This is a genomic window from Curtobacterium sp. NPDC087080, from assembly GCF_044745105.1.
In the GTDB taxonomy this organism is placed as follows: Bacteria; Actinomycetota; Actinomycetes; order Actinomycetales; family Microbacteriaceae; genus Curtobacterium.
The window spans coordinates 214886-232331 of sequence record NZ_JBIUZP010000001.1 but is presented as its reverse complement, the minus strand read 5'-3'; the positions used below and the strand labels follow the sequence as shown (position 1 = coordinate 232331).

The 17446-nt window shown below is 71.4% G+C and carries 16 protein-coding genes; 2 read left to right on the top strand and 14 right to left on the bottom strand.

What is annotated here, in order from left to right:
- Positions 1 to 63: 63 nt before the first annotated feature.
- Positions 64 to 1296, top strand: a complete 1233-nt coding sequence (locus ACIPEQ_RS01075; RefSeq protein ID WP_402713543.1) for a DUF349 domain-containing protein — start codon at positions 64 to 66, stop codon at positions 1294 to 1296.
- Positions 1297 to 1501: 205 nt separating this feature from the next.
- Here the strand turns inward: ACIPEQ_RS01075 and ACIPEQ_RS01070 are convergent, their stop codons facing one another.
- The 5 genes from ACIPEQ_RS01070 to ACIPEQ_RS01050 all read right to left on the bottom strand — a co-directional run bounded on the left by ACIPEQ_RS01070 (position 1502) and on the right by ACIPEQ_RS01050 (position 4859).
- Positions 1502 to 2467 carry a bifunctional riboflavin kinase/FAD synthetase gene (locus ACIPEQ_RS01070; protein WP_402713542.1) on the bottom strand — a complete coding sequence of 322 codons (966 nt, stop codon included), beginning with the start codon at positions 2465 to 2467 and terminating at the stop codon, positions 1502 to 1504.
- An 8-nt stretch (positions 2468 to 2475) separates the two neighbouring features.
- Positions 2476 to 2916, bottom strand: coding sequence for a hypothetical protein (locus ACIPEQ_RS01065; protein WP_402713541.1), 441 nt, complete (start codon positions 2914 to 2916; stop codon positions 2476 to 2478).
- A gap of 121 nt (positions 2917 to 3037) precedes the next feature.
- Complete coding sequence (locus ACIPEQ_RS01060) at positions 3038 to 3403, bottom strand: hypothetical protein (RefSeq protein ID WP_126892040.1); 366 nt, start codon at positions 3401 to 3403, stop codon at positions 3038 to 3040.
- Complete coding sequence (gene truB / locus ACIPEQ_RS01055) at positions 3400 to 4362, bottom strand: tRNA pseudouridine(55) synthase TruB (RefSeq protein ID WP_402713539.1); 963 nt, start codon at positions 4360 to 4362, stop codon at positions 3400 to 3402. The genes ACIPEQ_RS01060 and truB overlap by 4 nt, the downstream gene beginning before the upstream one ends.
- Positions 4363 to 4412: 50 nt before the next feature.
- Positions 4413 to 4859, bottom strand: coding sequence for a hypothetical protein (locus ACIPEQ_RS01050; protein ID WP_250367177.1), 447 nt, complete (start codon positions 4857 to 4859; stop codon positions 4413 to 4415).
- Between the two features lie 85 nt (positions 4860 to 4944).
- On the opposite strand from ACIPEQ_RS01050, the gene ACIPEQ_RS01045 reads away from it, so the two are divergent.
- Positions 4945 to 5811 (top strand): A/G-specific adenine glycosylase, encoded by an 867-nt coding sequence (locus ACIPEQ_RS01045; protein ID WP_402714197.1) that lies wholly within the window; start codon positions 4945 to 4947, stop codon positions 5809 to 5811.
- A gap of 91 nt (positions 5812 to 5902) precedes the next feature.
- Here ACIPEQ_RS01045 and rbfA read toward each other — a convergent pair whose 3' ends face one another.
- The 9 genes from rbfA to ACIPEQ_RS01000 form a co-directional block, all read right to left on the bottom strand.
- Positions 5903 to 6352 (bottom strand): 30S ribosome-binding factor RbfA, encoded by a 450-nt coding sequence (gene rbfA, locus ACIPEQ_RS01040; protein WP_402713537.1) that lies wholly within the window; start codon positions 6350 to 6352, stop codon positions 5903 to 5905.
- Positions 6353 to 6440: 88 nt separating this feature from the next.
- A complete protein-coding gene (infB, locus tag ACIPEQ_RS01035; protein WP_402713535.1) occupies positions 6441 to 9302 on the bottom strand; it encodes a translation initiation factor IF-2 in 2862 nt (953 codons plus the stop codon).
- 75 nt (positions 9303 to 9377) lie between these two features.
- Positions 9378 to 9695, bottom strand: a complete 318-nt coding sequence (locus ACIPEQ_RS01030; RefSeq protein ID WP_402713533.1) for a YlxR family protein — start codon at positions 9693 to 9695, stop codon at positions 9378 to 9380.
- Between the two features lie 63 nt (positions 9696 to 9758).
- A complete protein-coding gene (gene nusA / locus ACIPEQ_RS01025; RefSeq protein WP_402713531.1) occupies positions 9759 to 10754 on the bottom strand; it encodes a transcription termination factor NusA in 996 nt (331 codons plus the stop codon).
- 202 nt (positions 10755 to 10956) lie between these two features.
- Positions 10957 to 12711: a proline--tRNA ligase gene (locus ACIPEQ_RS01020; RefSeq protein ID WP_402713530.1), complete on the bottom strand. Its 1755-nt coding sequence runs from the start codon at positions 12709 to 12711 to the stop codon at positions 10957 to 10959.
- Positions 12712 to 12755: 44 nt separating this feature from the next.
- Positions 12756 to 13889: a flavodoxin-dependent (E)-4-hydroxy-3-methylbut-2-enyl-diphosphate synthase gene (ispG, locus tag ACIPEQ_RS01015; RefSeq protein ID WP_402714196.1), complete on the bottom strand. Its 1134-nt coding sequence runs from the start codon at positions 13887 to 13889 to the stop codon at positions 12756 to 12758.
- A 50-nt stretch (positions 13890 to 13939) separates the two neighbouring features.
- The gene (locus ACIPEQ_RS01010; RefSeq protein WP_402713528.1) at positions 13940 to 14515 is read right to left on the bottom strand and encodes a cysteine hydrolase family protein; all 576 of its coding nucleotides are present in this window, start codon (positions 14513 to 14515) and stop codon (positions 13940 to 13942) included.
- A complete protein-coding gene (locus tag ACIPEQ_RS01005; protein WP_402713527.1) occupies positions 14512 to 15960 on the bottom strand; it encodes a purine-cytosine permease family protein in 1449 nt (482 codons plus the stop codon). Before ACIPEQ_RS01005 ends, ACIPEQ_RS01010 begins: the two co-directional genes overlap by 4 nt.
- Positions 15961 to 16007: 47 nt before the next feature.
- Positions 16008 to 17342, bottom strand: coding sequence for a M50 family metallopeptidase (locus ACIPEQ_RS01000; RefSeq protein WP_402713525.1), 1335 nt, complete (start codon positions 17340 to 17342; stop codon positions 16008 to 16010).
- Positions 17343 to 17446: the final 104 nt, after the last annotated feature.

The following is a 17446-nucleotide window of genomic DNA, read 5'->3' as shown; positions in this document are numbered from 1 at the left end:
CTGACGACCTGACCGTGCCGACGGTGACGTCGGTGATGCACGACCACGATCGAGGCGAGACCTGTGGGACCTGACGAAGCAACGACCTGGGGCCGGGTCGACGAGAACGGGACGGTGTACGTCCGGTACGACGACGGCGAGAAGGCCGTCGGTGAGTACCCGGACGCCACCCCGGACGAGGCCCTCGCGTACTTCGCGCGCAAGTACGCCGACCTCGAGGGGCAGGTGAAGATCGCCGAGCAGCGCGTCCAGCGCGGCGCCTCGGCGAACGACGTCGCCCGGACCGTCGAGCACCTGCGGACGCAGGTCGCCGAGGCCCGTGTGGTGGGCGACCTGAAGTCGCTCGAGAACCGGGTCGCGAGCCTGTCCGATCAGGTGGGCTCGCTCACCAAGGAGCAGCAGGCACAGGCACAGCAGGCGCTCACCGACGCGCTGGCGTACCGCACCTCCCTGGTGGAGGAAGCCGAGTCGCTCGCCGCCGTCGACCCGGCGCGCGCGCAGTGGAAGCAGATCACCGCGCAGCTCGACGACGTCTTCTCCCGCTGGCAGCAGCACCAGCACGACGGCCCGCGCCTGCCGAAGAACGAGGCCAACGAACTCTGGAAGCGCTTCCGAGCCGCCCGTTCGACGGTCGACCAGCACCGCCGCGCCTTCTACTCCGAGCTCGACGCACAGCACCGCGACGCGCGGAACCGCAAGCAGGAGCTCGTGCAGCAGGCCGAGGCGCTCGCGACCCGCGGGTCGGACGGCATCCCCGCGTACCGCCAGCTGCTCGACGACTGGAAGCGTGCCGGTCGCGCCGGGAAGCGCCACGACGACGCGCTCTGGGCACGGTTCAAGGCCGCCGGCGACGTGCTCTTCGAGCAGCGCCATGCCGAGGCCGCGGTGGAGAACGAGGAGTTCTCCGCGAACCTCGTCGCGAAGCAGGCCCTGCTGACCGAGGCCGAGCCGCTCCTGCAGCAGACCGACCGCGTCGCCGCCCGCCGCACCCTGACGGACATCCAGCGGCGGTGGGACGAGATCGGCAAGGTCCCCCGAGGCGACGTCCGCCGGATCGAGGACCGACTCCGTGCGGTCGAGGACCACGTGCGGAGCCTCGAGGACCAGCACTGGAAGGCCTCCGACCCTGAGCGCAAGGCACGGCAGACCGGCCTGGCGAGCCAGCTCGAGGACGCCATCGGCAAGCTCCAGGCCGAGCTCGAGGCCGCCCAGGCCTCCGGCGACTCCCGCAAGATCAAGGAGGCGCAGGAAGCCCTGGACGCCCGCAAGATCTGGCTCGACGCACTCGGGAGCTGACCAGCACCACGCAGACGACGCCCCGCGACCGCTGATCGGTCGCGGGGCGTCGTGCTGCGCGCTGCGTGCTGCGCGCTGCGTGCCGTGGGCCCGAGACTCGGTCTGAGCGACGGTCCTCGTGCTCGGACGCGCGAGGCGTGACGCTCAGGCCGAGACTCGCACACGACCTCGCACACGGCCGGGCCGCCCCGAGGCCGGGCGCGTGCTACTGAACCGGTGCGGGCAGCCCGAGCAGCAGACGGATGTCGAGGTCGTCCTGGCGCATCTGGGTCGCGAGCTCGTCCATCGACGAGAACGCGACCATGCCACGCACGTACGAGACGAACAGCACCGAGATCGTGTCGCCGTACAGGTCGATGTCGACGTCGAGCAGGTGCGCCTCGATCTGCTTCGCCGGGACGCCCTGGAACGTCGGGTTGTTGCCCACCGACACCGCTGCCGGGTACACCGTGCCGTCGTGCAGCACGCGGGCCGCGTAGACGCCGTCCGCGGGGACGAACCCCTCGCACGACGGGTCGAGGTTCGCGGTCGGGTACCCCATGGCACGACCACGCTGGTTCCCGTGCACCACGGTGCTCCGGACTGCGTGCTCGCGACCGAGCAGGCGGGCGGCCTCGGCCACGCGACCGTCGCCGAGCAGTTCGCGGATCCAGGTCGAGGAGACGCGGCGTTCGTCGGACGGGCGGACGTCGTCGCGCAGGTCGACGTCGTCGATGAGCTCGACACGGAAGCCGTGCTGCTCCCCCAGTCGACGCAGCAGGTCGACGTCCCCGGCGCCGCGGGCGCCGAACCGGAAGTCGCTGCCGACGAAGACCAGCTCGGCGTGCAGTGTGCCGACCAGGATCTCGGAGACGAACGCCTCGGGCGCCTGCGACTGCAGGTCCTGGTCGAAGCGCAGCAGGAGCATCGCGTCCACCCCGATGTCCTCGAGGAGTTCGCGTCGCTGCGCGGTGCTCGTCAGCGCGGGTGGCACGCGGTCGGGGTCGATGACGCTGAGCGGGTGGCGGTCGAAGGTCACCACGGTGGAGACGAGTCCGCGATCGCGGGCGGCACGCTCGAGGTGCGCGATCACCGCGCGGTGTCCGACGTGGACCCCGTCGAACTTGCCGATGGTGACGGCGCTCGGGCCGAAGCCCTGCGCCACGTCCGCGACGTCGTCGTAGTACTGCACGCCGCGCCCTACTCGCCGACCGTCGCGGACGCCGTGGCCGGCTCGGCGACGGCGGTCCGGTGGTGCTTCCGCAACCACCAGAGTCCGGCGATCGGGAGCACGAGCGGCGCGAAGACGTAGCCGAGGCCGTAGTACGACCACACGGTGTCGTCGGGGAACAGCTGCCGGTCGAGCAACGACAGGGTGCCGACGACCAGCACACCGGCCATCTCGAAGCCGATGGTCACGCACGCGACGCGGTACCAGGCGCGGCCGGGGGCGATGAGCGCGATCATCGCGACGATGTAGACCACGGCCGCGACGGCACTGAGCGTGTAGGCGAACGGCGCGAACGAGAACTTCTCGATGATCTGGACGACGCTGCGCCCGGTGGCCGCGAGTGCGAGGATGCCGTACACGGCGATGAGGACCCGGCCGACGCCGGTCGCGAGGGAGGATCTGTTCGCCACGGCGACGAGTCTACCGACGACGGGTGACGAGCGCGGACGCCCGGCAGCGGACACCGGTAGCCGTACCGGCACCGGCACCGGCACCGGCAACGCAGCAGCCGCGCACGCAGCGCGCCCGGGGTCAGTTCAGCGCGAACCAGATCTGGTACATGCGGTAGACCATCACCGCGACGGTGAAGGCCCCCGCTCCGAGGACGACCGTGCTCCACTTCGTGCGGTCGATCAGCGCCCACAGGATCGCAGCCGGCGGCACGAGCAGCACCGACACGGCGTACACCCCGAACTCGAGCGCGTTGCCCTGCGGCGGACTGCCGACCGCGGGGAGCACGAGCGAGATCACGCCCTGCGCCAGGAGCAGCAGCTCGATCACCGCGAGCGACCCGACGGTGTAGTCGTTCGGCTTCCAGCCGAGGAACCCGACCACCACGGCGAACAGCCCGGCGACCACGGCCAGCGCGAGCTGCACCCACATGAACCACTCGATCACGCGTGCGCTCCGTCCGTCGTGGTGCCGACGGTCGTCGGCGCCGGGAAGTTCGTGATGACCCGCAGTCGACCGCGCCGCACCGACACGAGCCCGACCAGTCGGTCGTCCTCCTGCGCCACCGCGGCGACCGGGCCGTCGTGGTCGGGGTGCTCCACCGCGACCCGCTTGCCGTCCGTCAGGTCCTTCGCCGCAGCCGCGTCGAGCGTGACGACGTCGAACAGTCGCCGTGCGACGTCCGCCGGACGTGCCAGGGCTGCTGCGACGTCGACGGAGTCGTCCTCGAGGTCCAGCGCGTCCGCCACGTCGAACGGTCCGACGGCGGTGCGTCGGAGGGCAGTGAGGTGGGCGCCCGTCCCGAGGGCGGCGCCGACGTCGCGTGCCAGGGCCCGGACGTACGTCCCCGAGGAGCAGTCGACCACGACGTCGAGGTCCACCACGGGGACGTCCACGCCGTCGACGGTGACGGTGTGGTCGTCGCGCCCGGTCACCGTGAAGCGGGACACCGTGACCGTGCGGGAGCGCAGGACGACCTCCTCGCCCTTCCGGGCGAGGTCGTAGGCCCGTCGCCCGTCGACCTTGATCGCACTGACCGTCGAGGGCACCTGGTCGATCACCCCGCGCTGGGCGGCGACCGCGTGCTCGATCGCCTCGTCGGAGACGTCCGCGCCCGCGACCCCGACGGCTGACGTCGGCGTGCCGTCCGCGTCGTCCGAGTCCGTCCCGACGCCCAGCCGGATCGTCGCCGTGTAGGTCTTGCCGAGACCGACCAGGTGTGTCAGGAGCCTCGTGGACGGCCCGGCACCGAGCAGCAGCAGGCCGGTCGCCATCGGGTCGAGGGTGCCCGCGTGACCGATCTTCTTGAGACCGAGACGCCGACGTGCGATCGACACCACCCGGTGGCTGGAGATGCCCTGCGGCTTGTCGACGAGGAGGATGCCGTCAGGCGGGGTAGCGAGCACCGGACGAGGCTACCAGCGACGTGCGTCTGCCCGACCTCGCGCAGCCTCGGTCAGCAGGCGTCGTTCCACTCGCGACGGGGGTGGTCCGGGTCCGTCACGTCGAGCACGGCCGAGGCGGCGATCTTGACGTCCGCGCGGCGCTCGAGGCGGCCGTCCTCCTGCTCCACCCACAGCGACCAGCGCCAGAGGTTCCTGGTGCCCGACGCGAGCAGGCCCTGCCCGTGCACGACGAGCACGCCCTCGCCCGCTCCGGTCGTGCGGAACGGGGTGACGACGTCGGCGCGGAGCACGTCGAGGTCGGTGGAGGGGGCCGCCGCGGCCAGCGCGGACACACCGTGCTGCTGGAACGCCGCGACCAGCGCAGCAGCGACCCGCTCGAGGTCGGTGCCGTCCTGACCGTCGATGCCGACGACCGTCCGGTTCGTCCCGACCTGTGCGATCACCTCGCTCGCGATCGCGGCCATCGTGTCGGTCTCCTGCGGTGCCCAGCGTGCCATGCACCCACCGTAGGCTGTCGTGGTGAACGCGAGCGGAGCCTCCCGGCCGTCTGTGGAGAACCCGACGGACCCGAGCCGTCCCGACATCGCCGCCCCGCTCCTGGCCTGGTTCCGAGCGGAGGCCCGCGACCTGCCGTGGCGCCGCCCGGGCTTCCCCGCCTGGGGCACGCTGGTCAGCGAGATCATGCTCCAGCAGACGCAGGTCGCGCGGGTCGTCCCCCGCCTGGAGGCGTGGCTCACCCGGTGGCCGACCCCTGCGGACCTCGCGGCCTCACCGCCCGGCGACGCGGTCCGTGCCTGGGACCGGCTCGGCTACCCGAGACGCGCGCTCGCGCTGCACGCGGCGGCGACCGCGATCGCCGAGCAGCACGACAACGTCGTCCCGCGCGACGTGGACGCGCTCCTCGCCCTGCCCGGCATCGGCGACTACACCGCCAGGGCCGTCGCGGTCTTCGCGTACGGCGACCGGCACCCCGTCGTCGACGTCAACGTCCGGCGTGTGCTCGCCCGGGCGGTCCTCGGCGAGGGCGAGCCCGGGCCCGCGAAGGCGAAGCGGGACCTGCCGCTCATGGAGTCGGTGCTCCCCGAGGACCGCGACGACGCCGCCGCGACGAACGCCGCGGTGATGGAGCTCGGCGCGCTCGTCTGCACCGCCCGCTCCCCCGCGTGCGACGCGTGCCCGATCGCCGATCGGTGTGCCTGGCGGGCGGCCGGGTACCCGGAGCACGACGGGCCGCGGGCGCCGAAGCAGGCACGCTTCGCCGGCAGTGACCGCCAGGTGCGCGGCCTCGTGATGGCCGAGCTGCGGGCGAGCGACGTGCCCGTCACCCGTGACGAGGTCGACCTGGTCTGGCCGGACGCCGAGCAGCGTGCCCGGGCGCTCGCATCCCTGTTGCGCGACGGGCTCGTGGTCGGCGACGACGCGACCGGGTACCGCCTGCCCGACGCCTGACCGACGCCGAGTGCGACTCCGCCGGGCCGCCCGACGCACGACGACGGCCGCCGGACTCCTCGTCCGACGGCCGTCGTGCCGCTGCAGTGGATCAAACGCGCTCGTCGCGCTCCTCGTCCTCGTCGTCGTCGTGCTTGTAGGGATCGGCGTCGCCGGCGTACTGCGCTCCGGCCGACGCGGCGCGCACCTGCGCGTCGCGCTGCTGCGCCTGGACGAGCAGGTCCTCCATGTGCGCCGACGTCTCGGGCAGCGCGTCGGCGATGAACTCCAGCGACGGGGTGAGCCGCGCCGTGATGTTCTTGCCGACCTCGCTGCGGAGCATGCCGGTCGCGGCCTTGAGCGCCGCAGCGGAGTCAGCGCGCTCCTCGTCGGTGCCGTACACCGTGTAGAACACCGACGCGTGCTGCAGATCGCCGGTCACCCGGACGTCGGTGATGGTGACGAAGCCGAGGCGCGGGTCACGCAGCCCCTTGTCGAGCCGCCGTGCGACGACTTCCTTGATGCGGTCCGCCATCTTGCGTGCGCGCTGCGGATCGGCCATGGGTGCCTCCTGGGGCAAGAATCTTCTGGTGGAACGGGACGGACCCCGCCCCTCCCGGAGGAGGAGCGGGGTCCAGGATAGCCAGGCGTCAGTCGCGCGGCTTCTCGACGAGCTCGGTGGTCTCGATCTCGTCACCGATCTGGATGTCGTTGTACTTGCCCAGACCGATACCGGCCTCGAAGTCCGTGCGGACCTCGGTGACGTCGTCCTTGAAGCGACGCAGCGACTCGATGGCCAGGCCGTCGGCGAGCACCACACCGTCACGGATGACGCGCGCCTTGGCGTTGCGCGTGATCGTGCCGGAGCGGACGATGACACCGGCGATGTTGCCGAACTTCGAGGAGCGGAACACCTCGCGGATCTCGGCGACACCCGACTGGACCTCTTCGTACTCGGGCTTGAGCATGCCCTTGAGGGACTGCTCGATGTCCTCGAGTGCGTTGTAGATGACCGAGTAGAAGCGCACGTCGATGCCCTCGCGCGCAGCACGCTCGCGGGCCTTGACGTCCGGGCGGACGTTGAAGCCGACGACGATCGCGTTGTCGATCGTGGCCAGGTCGATGTCCGACTCCGTGATCGCACCCACACCGCGGTGCAGGATGCGGAGCTGGACGCTGTCGTCGACCTCGATGTCCAGGAGCGACTGCTCGAGCGCCTCGACGGCACCGGAGACGTCACCCTTGATGATGAGGTTGAGCGAGTCGACCTTGCCCTCCTCGAGAGCACGGGTGAAGTCCTCGAGCGAGATGCGCTTGCGGGCCTTGGCCAGCTGGGCGTTGCGCTCGGCTGCCTCGCGCTTCTCGGCGATCTGGCGGGCCGTGCGGTCCTCTTCCGTGACCAGGAAGGTGTCACCGGCGCGCGGCACCGACGACAGACCCTGCACCTGGACCGGGCGGCTCGGCGTCGCGGCCTTGACCGCCACACCGTTCTCGTCGGTCATCGCACGGACGCGGCCGTAGGCCGTCCCCGCGACGATGGCGTCACCGACGTGCAGCGTTCCGGACTGGATGAGCACCGTGGCGACCGAACCGCGACCCTTGTCGAGTCGGGCCTCGATCGCGACACCACGGGCGTCCTTGTCGGGGTTCGCACGCAGGTCGAGACCGGCGTCCGCCGTGAGCAGCACCGCGTCGAGCAGGTCCTGGATGCCGACGTTGTTGCGCGCCGACACGTCGACGAACATGACGTCGCCGCCGTACTCCTCGGCCACCAGGTTGTACTCGGTGAGCTGCTGCCGGACCTTCGCCGGGTTCGCGCCCTCCTTGTCGATCTTGTTCACTGCGACCACGATCGGCACACCGGCCGACTGGGCGTGGTTCAGCGCCTCGATCGTCTGGGGCATGATGCCGTCGTCCGCCGCGACCACGAGGATCGCGATGTCCGTCACCTGCGCACCACGGGCACGCATGGCGGTGAAGGCCTCGTGACCCGGGGTGTCGATGAACGTGATCGGACGCTCGATGCCCTCGTGCTCGGTGACGATCTGGTACGCACCGATGTGCTGCGTGATGCCGCCGGCCTCGCCCTCGACCACCTTCGAGTTGCGGATGGCGTCGAGGAGTCGGGTCTTACCGTGGTCGACGTGACCCATGACGGTGACGACCGGGGGACGCTGCTGCAGGACGGAGTCGTCCTCGTCGGCGTACTCGGCGTCGATGTCGATGTCGAAGCCCTCGAGGAGCTCGCGGTCCTCGTCCTCCGGCGACACGATCTGGATCTTGTAGCCGAGCTCCTCGCCGAGGACCTCGAACGTCGCCTCGTCCAGCGACTCGGTCGCCGTGGCCATCTCACCGAGGTGGAACAGCACGGTCACCAGGTTGCCGGGCATGGCGTCGATCTTGTCCGCGAAGTCCGAGATGCTCGCACCGCGACGGAGTCGCACGACCGTGTTGCCGTCGCCACGAGGGACCTGCACACCGCCGAGCGACGGCGCCTGCCGCATCTCGTACTCGGCGCGCTTCGTCCGCTTCGACTTGCGGGCACGGCTCTTGCCGCCACCGCGACCGAACGCACCGGCGGTACCACCACCGGGACCACGACCGCGGCCACCGCCACCGGCGGGACGCGGACCGCTGAAGGCCGGACGGGGGAAGCCGCCACCGGCACCACCGGCACCGCCCGGACGACCACCGGGGCCGCCACGACCGCCACCCTGGCCCGGGCGCTGCCCGAAGCCGGGGGCACGGTTCGCCTGACCGGGGCCACCGGGACGCGGAGCACCCGGACGGGGCACGCCGGGACGCGGCGGGGCCGGGCGCGGGATGCCGTTGCCGCCACCGGCACCGCCGGCGGGACGCTGACCCATGCCCTGGTTGGACGAGTACGGGTTGTTGCCGGGACGCGGCGGGCGCGAACCCATGCCCTGGCTCGACGCGTAGGGGTTGTTGCCCGGGCGTGCACCCGGCTTGGGGCCACCCGGCTTCGGGCCGGCCGCGGAGCCGGGCTTCGGCGCGCCACCGGGCTTGACGGAGTCGCTCTTCGGAGCGCTCGCGCCGTCACCGGGCTGCTCGCCCGATGCTGCCTTCTCGGCGGCGGCGGCCTTCTCGGCAGCGGCGGCCTTCTGCGCAGCCTCGGCCTCGGCCTGGCGCTGTGCGACGGACTTCGGCGCTGCGGGCGTCGGGGTCTCGTCGGCGGGCGCCTGGACCTCGGGCTCGGCCTTCGGTGCGGGAGCCGGACGCGCCGGACCCGGGCGGGGACCGCCGGGCTTCGGGGCGCCGGACCGCGGGGCGGTGGCCTTCGCAGGGGCGCTCGGGGTCGCCGAGGCCGCGGGCTTCGACGCCGTCGAGGCGCCGTCCGCCTGCAGCGCAGCACGGAGCTTGCGCGCGACGGGGGGTTCCACACTGGAGCTCGGGCCCTTGACGAACTCGCCGAGTTCCTTGAGCTTCTCCATTGCGGTCTTGCTGTCGACACCGAGTTCGGATGCGATCTCGTGTACGCGTGGTTTTGCCACTGTTCTCCTTCACGGGTCCCACCCCGCGAAGGGGGCAGGACTCACTGGATGACGGGTCTCACTTCGAGCCGCTCATCAGTTGTCCATAAGCCGTTCAGCCTGTTCTGTCGTGTCCCGGTGACGCGCCTGCTCTTCGACGCTGAGCGCCTCGAGGTAGTCACGTACCGCTGACGTGTCCGGTTCACGGTCGAGCCGGAGCGCGCGGCGGTATGCCCTGCGCTTGACGGCCTGATCGTGTGCTTCGACGGTCGGGGTGAGCCAGGCTCCCCGCCCCGGCATGACTGCCTTCGGGTCCGCCACGACGCGACCGTCGCTCAGGGCGACGACACGGAGGAGGGAGGACCGGGGAGCACGACGACGACTGCCGATGCATGTTCTGACGGGAACCACCATACTCCTTGCCTCCGACCACCGCGATCCGGCGCGCCCGGACGGGCCACGCCACCAGCGAAACGACTAGTCGTCGCCGTCCAGGATGGAATCGGGCTGGATGTCGATGCGCGCACCGGTCAGCTTGGCGGCGAGGCGGGCGTTCTGCCCCTCCTTGCCGATCGCGAGCGACAGCTGGTAGTCCGGCACCAGGGCACGGACGGCCTTCGTCGAGGCGTCGAGCACGAACGCGCTCGTGACCTTCGCCGGCGACAGCGCGCTCGCGACGAACGAGGCGAGGTCGGAGGAGTAGTCGACGATGTCGATCTTCTCGGCACCGAGCTCGGTCGTGACGGCACGGACGCGCGCGCCGAGCTCGCCGATGCAGGCGCCCTTCGCGTTGACGCCCGGCTCGTTCGCCTTCACCGCGAGCTTCGTGCGGTGCCCGGACTCGCGTGCGATGGAGGTGATCTCCACCACGCCCGAGGCGATCTCGGGGACCTCGAGCGCGAAGAGCTTCCGGACCAGGCCCGGGTGCGTGCGCGACACGGTGATCTGCGGGCCCTTCGCGCCGCGGCCGACGCTCGTGACGTACACGCGGATGCGGTTGCCGTGCTTGTACTCCTCGCCGGGCACCTGCTCCTCGGGCGGCAGGATCGCCTCGACGGTGCCGAGGTCGACGTGCACCATCTTCGGGTTCGGACCCTGCTGGATCACGCCGGCGACGATGTCGCCCTCCTTGCCGCGGAACTGGCCGAGGATCTTGTCGTCGCCGATGTCGCGCAGGCGCTGGTTGATGACCTGCTTGGCGGCGAACGCGGCGATGCGACCGAAGTCGCTCGGCTGGTCGACGGCCTCGCCGACGACGGTGCCGTCCTCGTCGCGCTCCGGCACGTAGACGGAGACCTCGCCGGACTTGCGGTCGAGCTCGACGCGGGACTGCGCGTCGACGGGCTCGTCGTTCTCTGCGCGGTGCTTCTGGTACGCCGTCAGGATGGCGGATTCGATGATGCGGACGAGTTCGTCGAACGGGATCTCCCGCTCGCGCTCCATGAGTCGCAGGACTGCGAGGTCGATCTTCACCGAGGTGCCTCCGTATTCAGCTGAGTCGCTCCCGCGGGTGGATCTGCGCGGAAGTCGGCGACCAGACTACCCCAGGACGAGCGACGGACGGGAGGCACGTGGCGGGCCCGCCACGCCTCCCTCGCAGGCTCGGTCGGCGCGCCCCGCGCAACGCTCCGCGTCGCCGCCGAGCGGGGCGCGCCCGTCCGCGAAGGGGTCGCGATCAGATCGCGCGGACCGCCTCGAGCAGGTCCGCGACCGGGACGTCCGTGCGCTCGCCCGAGCGGCGGTCCCAGAGCTCGACGACGCCGTCGGCGGCGTTCCGCCCGGCGACGACGACGACGGGGACACCGAGCAGCTCGGCGTCTCGGAGCTTCACGCCCGGCGAGACCTTCGGACGGTCGTCGTACACGACGTCGTAGCGCTCGCCCTCGAGGCTGTCGACGATCGAGGTCGCCAGGTCGTACGCGACCTGGTCCTTGCCGGTGGCGACGACGTGCACGTCGAACGGCGCGACCTCCTTCGGCCAGGCCAGGCCCTTCTCGTCGTTGTGCGCCTCGGCGAGGATCGCCATGATGCGAGTCACGCCGATGCCGTACGAACCCATCGTGACCGTGGCGAGCTTGCCGTTCTCGTCCTGCACCTTGAGGTCGAGCGCCTCCGCGTACTTCCGACCGAGCTGGAAGACGTGGCCGATCTCCATGCCGCGCGCGGTCTCGAGCGGGCCGGAGCCGTCCGGAGCGGGGTCACCGGCACGGACGTCCGACACCTCGGCGACGCCGTCGGCGGTGAAGTCGCGGCCCATCACGAGCCCGGAGACGTGGATCCCGCGCTCGTTCGCGCCGGTGATCCAGCTCGTGCCGTCGACCACGCGCGGGTCGACGAGGTAGCGGATGCCCGACGGGCTGTCGGCGCCGAGCACCTGCGGGCCGATGTAGCCCTTCACGAAGACGCCCGGGTGCTTCCGGAAGTCGTCGTCACCGGCGGCTTCGACCTCGGCCGGCGCGAAGGCGACCTCGGCGCGCTTCAGGTCGACCTCGCGGTCACCGGGCAGTCCGACGACGACGACCTCGCGGGTGCCGTCGAGGTGGGTCAGCGCCAGGACGACGTTCTTCAGCGTGTCCGCCGCGGTCCACGGGGCGCCGTCACGCGGGGCGACCTCGTTCGCGTGGGCGACGAGCGTGTCGATCGTGGGCGTGTCCGCCGCGGGCAGCAGCACGGGCTCTGCCTGACCCTCGATCGGCAGGGCGTCGGGCACGGGCGTGACGTACGCCTCGACGTTGGCCGCGTAGCCGCCGGCGCTGCGCACGAAGGTGTCCTCGCCGACGCCGATCGGGTGCAGGAACTCCTCGGACTTCGAGCCGCCCATCGCTCCGGCGTCGGCCGTCACGATCACGTACTCGAGGCCCAGGCGGGCGAAGACCTTCTCGTAGGCGTCCCGCATCACCTGGTAGCTGCGGTCGAGCCCCTCGTCGGTGAGGTCGAACGAGTAGGCGTCCTTCATCGTGAACTCGCGGCCGCGCAGCAGACCCGCGCGCGGGCGGGCCTCGTCGCGGTACTTGTCCTGGATCTGGAACAGCGTGACGGGGAGGTCCTTGTACGAGCCGTACAGGTCCTTGACGAGGAGCGCGAACATCTCCTCGTGGGTCGGGGCGAGCAGGTAGTCGGCGCCCTTGCGGTCCTGCAGGCGGAACATGCCGTCGCCGTACTCGGTCCAGCGGCTCGTCGCCTCGTAGGGATCGCGGGGCAGGAGCGCGGGCAGCAGGACCTCCTGCGCACCGGCGGCCACCATCTCCTCGCGGATGATGTCCTCGATCTTGCGGCGCACCCGCAGCCCGAGCGGCAGCCACGCGAAGATGCCCGGGGACTGGCGACGGACGTACCCGGCGCGCACGAGCAGCTTGTGGCTCGTGACCTCGGCGTCGGAGGGGTCGTCGCGGAGCGTGCGGAGGAAGAGATGGGAGAGCCGTGTGACCACGGACGCAAGCCTAGCGGCGCGCGTCCGGCGGCGACGACGACGGCTCAGGTGGTGGTGACCACCTGCGGGGTGCCGGTCGCGGCGTCCGGACCCATCTCGTCGGCGATGCGGTTCGCCTCCGCGATCAGCGTCTGCACGATCTCCCGCTCCGGCACGGTCTTGACGACCTGCCCCTTCACGAAGATCTGGCCCTTGCCGTTGCCGGAGGCGACGCCGAGGTCCGCTTCACGCGCCTCGCCCGGGCCGTTCACGACGCAGCCCATGACGGCGACGCGCAGGGGCACGGTCATGCCCTCGAGGCCCTTCGTCACGTCGTTCGCCAGCTGGTACACGTCGACCTGGGCACGGCCGCAGCTCGGGCAGGAGACGATCTCGAGCTTGCGTTCGCGGAGGTTGAGCGACTGCAGGATCTGCAGACCCACCTTCACCTCCTGCGCGGGCGGCGCGGAGAGCGAGACGCGGATGGTGTCGCCGATGCCCTCGGCGAGCAGGATGCCGAACGCGGTGGCGCTCTTGATGGTGCCCTGGAACTCCGGCCCGGCCTCGGTGACACCGAGGTGCAGCGGCCAGTCCCCCGCGGCGGCGAGCTGGCGGTAGGCCTTCACCATGACGATCGGGTCGTTGTGCTTGACCGAGATCTTGAAGTCGTGGAAGTCGTGCTCCTCGAACAGCGACGCCTCCCACACCGCCGACTCGACCAGCGCCTCGGGCGTGGCCCTGCCGTACTTCTGCAGCAGGCTGGGCTCGAGCGACCCGGCGTTGACGCCGATGCGGAGCGAGACGCCGGCGTCCTTCGCGGCCCGGGCGATCGCGCCGACCTGATCGTCGAACTTCCGGATGTTGCCCGGGTTCACGCGGACGGCGGCGCACCCGGCGTCGATGGCCTGGAACACGTACTTCGGCTGGAAGTGGATGTCGGCGATCACCGGGATCTGCGACTTCTTCGCGATGATCGGCAGCGCGTCGGCGTCGTCCTGGCTCGGGACCGCGACGCGGACGATGTCGCAGCCCGACGCCGTGAGCTCGGCGATCTGCTGCAGCGTCGCGTTGATGTTCGTCGTCGGGGTCGTCGTCATCGACTGCACGGAGACCGGGGCGTCGCCGCCCACGAGGACCTTCCCCACCCGGATCTGCCGCGACTTCCGACGCGGGCTCAGGGTTTCGGGGACTTTCGGCAGACCGAGGTTCACTGCTGGCACGGGTGTGACTCTACGCGCTCCCCGTGTGCTCACACGTGGTCGACGACCAGGTCGGACCCGCGGTCGACGACCGTGATGAGCGGCCCGTACAGCCGCATGAGCGCGAGGGCACGTTCGTGGTCGTCGTCGCTCGCGCCCGCGCACGCGTCGGCGACCACCGTGACCGTCGCTCCGGCGTCCGCAGCGGCCAGTGCGGTGGACACGACGCAGCAGTCCGTGGAGACGCCGGTGAGGACGAGGTGCGGGTGGTCCCCGACGACGGCCTGGAGGCTCGTCCCCCACTTGCCGAAGGTCGGCTCGGTGACGACGGGGGTCCGTCGCTCCGCCGCCACGGTCGCGAAGGGCGCCGTGAGGTCGTAGAGGGGGTCGGCGTCGGGGACGAGGGCGAAGGGCCACTCGCGGTAGTACGGCACCCAGGCACCCTGCGGGTGCTCCGGCGCGACGAACCGCGTGAACACCGTGCGTCCGGCGAACTGCGGCAGCAGCCGTCCCGTCCCGGCGGCGGCATCGGCGTAGCGGGGCGTCGCCCACGGGCTGTCCCCGGTGAAGACCTGCTGCAGGTCGATCGCGACGAGCCAGGCGTCGGCGGGGACCTCGACGCTCACGCGCCGTGCTCCTGGCGGCGGACGGTCCCGCGCGCCGTCAGCAGCGTGCCGGCGAAGCCGACGACCAGCGCGACGAGGACCCCGAGGTTCGCGTACGCCCAGGCACCCTCCCGGCCGCCGAGGCCGAACGGGCCGAGCAGGTACCCCTGCCAGTTCAACCACGCGGGCACACCGTACGTGTTCGTGACGAGCCCCCAGCCGAGCACCGTCCCGAGCACGACGAGTCCGATCGCGGCCCAGCGCACGTCGCCGTAGCGACCGCGCACGTCGTCGAGCTCGGCGTCGGCGTACGCGCGGCGCCGCAGCACCACGTCGGCGACGAACACCCCGGCCCACGCGGCGATCGGGACGCCCAGCGTGACGAGGAACGCCTGGAAGGGCGAGATGAAGTCCTTCGCGAAGAAGACGACGTACACGGCGCCGGCGACCATGAACACGCCGTCGACGCCCGCCGCGACCGGCCGCGGGATCCGCACGCCGGCGCTGAGCAGCGCCAGGCCCGACGAGTAGATGTCGAGCACGGCGCCGCCGACGAGTCCGAGGATCGCCACGAGGGCGAACGGCACGAGGAACCAGACCGGGAGGATCGTCGTCAGCGCACCGATCGGGTCGGCGCCGATCGCTGAGTCCAGGTCCTTCGACGAGCCGGCGAGCAGGACGCCGACGACGACGAGGACCGCGGGCGCCAGGGCGCCGCCGAAGGTCGTCCACCAGACCACGCCGCCCGTCGAGGACGTCCGCGGGAGGTACCGCGAGTAGTCCGCCGCCGCGTTGACCCAGCCGAGGCCGAAGCCCGTCATCACGAGCACCAGTGCGCCGATGACGTTCTGCGCGCTGCCCGCCGGCAGGGCACCGAGCGTGCCGAGGTCGATCGACGGCACCGCGAGGACGACGTAGACGACGGTGAGCACGGCGGTGACGACGGTGATGACGGTCTGCAGGCGCATGAGCACGTCGAAGCCCGCGATGCCGGCACCGACGACGAGGGCCGCGACGACCACGAGGGCCACGAGCTTCGTCACGACACCGTCGTCCCAGCCGAGCTCGCGGAACACGGTCGAGGTGGCGAGCACGGCGAGCGACGCGAGCGCGGTCTCCCACCCGACCGTCAGCACCCAGCTGAGGAACGACGGGAGCCGGTTCCCGCGCACCCCGAAGGCCGCACGGCTCAGCACCATCGTGGGTGCCGACCCCCGCTTGCCCGCGATCGCGACGATGCCGCACAGCAGGAACGAGAAGGCCACCCCGACGACGGACACGATCGTGGCCTGCGCCAGGGAGATGCCGAAGCCGAGGACGAACGAGCCGTAGCTCAGCCCGAGCACCGACACGTTCGCGGCGAACCACGGCCAGAACAGCCCGCGCGGGCGCCCCTTGCGGTCGGACTCGGCGATGACGTCGATGCCCTGGCGCTCGACGGCGCGGACCTCTGGCGCGGTGCTCATGCGCTGAGCGTAGTGGGCGCGCGGCCCGGTGCGCGGGACGGGTCGCGCTACCCGAACAGGTTCACGGGTCGCACGATGTCCGCGTAGATGAGCAGCGCGCTCATCCCAGCCAGCAGCACCACGACGACCATCGTCAGCGGCATCGACTTCGCCAGGTCGATCGCGCCGGGATCCGGCTTGCCGACGAGCACGTACGCGCGGCGCTTCACGGCCTCCCAGAGCGCACCGGCGATGTGCCCGCCGTCGAGCGGCAGGAGCGGCACCATGTTCAGCACGAACAAGCCGATGTTGAGCGAGGCGAGCAGCCCGAGGATCGTGTACGCCTTGTCGACCACCGGCACGCCGCTCATCGACGACACCTCACCGATCGCGCGACCGACACCGACGACCGACACCGGGCTGTCCTGCGACCGCTCCTGCGCGCCGAAGGCCGCGTTCCACACGGCGACCAGGCGCTGCGGCAGGTCGATGATCAGGTGCGCGGACGCGGCGATCTGCGCTCCGGTCGCGGGGAGCACCGCGGCGGGCGACTGCCGGACCAGCGACTGCCCGATGCTGACGCCCACGACGCCGACGCGCTGGGTCTTCGTGGAGCCGTCCGCGTTCTTCGCGACCGTGCCCTGCTCGGTGACGACGTCGCGGGTCGCGAGCTGCGGCGTGACCTCGAGCGTCCGGCGCGCACCGTCGCGCTCGACCACGACCGTCACGGCCTCGCCCGCGGAGCGCTGGAACACGCGGGACACCTCGGCGATGGTCGGGTCCTGCTGCCCGTCCACCGCGAGCACGACGTCGCCGTCGCGGATGCCCGCCTGCTTCGCGGGCGACTCGGCGTCCCCGGCGGTGCAGGTCGTCGCGCTGCTCGTCGGCAGTACGCAGTCGACGCTCGACGTGAAGGTCGTGGTCGGCGCGCCGAACCCGCACAGCAGCACGCCGAACAGCACGATGCCGATCACGAGGTTCATCGCGGGACCGGCCACCATCACGATGATCCGCTTCCACGGCGTCAGCCGGTAGAACGCCCGGGAGTCGTCGCCGCCCGAGTCGGCGATCTGCTCCGCGGACGCCTGCCGGGCGTCCTGCACGAACGCGCCGTACATGCCGGTGTTCGTGATCGCGTTCGGCCTCCCCGACGCACGCGGCTTGAGCATGCCGACCATCGAGATGTACCCACCGAGCAGGATCGGGCGGATGCCGTACTCGGTCTCCCCCCGTCGGAACGACCAGATCGCCTTGCCGAACCCGAGCGAGTACTGCGTGACCTTCACCCCGAAGAGCTTCGCGAAGGTCAGGTGGCCCAGCTCGTGGAGTCCGATCGAGACCAGCAGGCCGACGATGAAGACGACCACGCCGAGGACGAAGAGGAGCACGGATTCGACGGTCACCGGAGAAGGGTACGGGACCCTGCCCATGACGGAGCCGAGCGCGCCCTGAGAGGTCTGCCGTGCCTCCCGGCCGGCCTGGAGGCACGCATCACCGCGGGCGCGTC

Bases quoted from the DNA above. Each gene is read 5' to 3' on its own strand.
- rbfA (WP_402713537.1), bottom strand. From the start codon at position 6,352: ATGGCCGATCCGCAGCGCGCACGCAAGATGGCGGACCGCATCAAGGAA.
- ACIPEQ_RS01030 (WP_402713533.1), bottom strand. From the start codon at position 9,695: ATGGTGGTTCCCGTCAGAACATGCATCGGCAGTCGTCGTCGTGCTCCC.
- ACIPEQ_RS01050 (WP_250367177.1), bottom strand. From the start codon at position 4,859: ATGGCACGCTGGGCACCGCAGGAGACCGACACGATGGCCGCGATCGCG.
- ACIPEQ_RS01005 (WP_402713527.1), bottom strand. From the start codon at position 15,960: ATGAGCACCGCGCCAGAGGTCCGCGCCGTCGAGCGCCAGGGCATCGAC.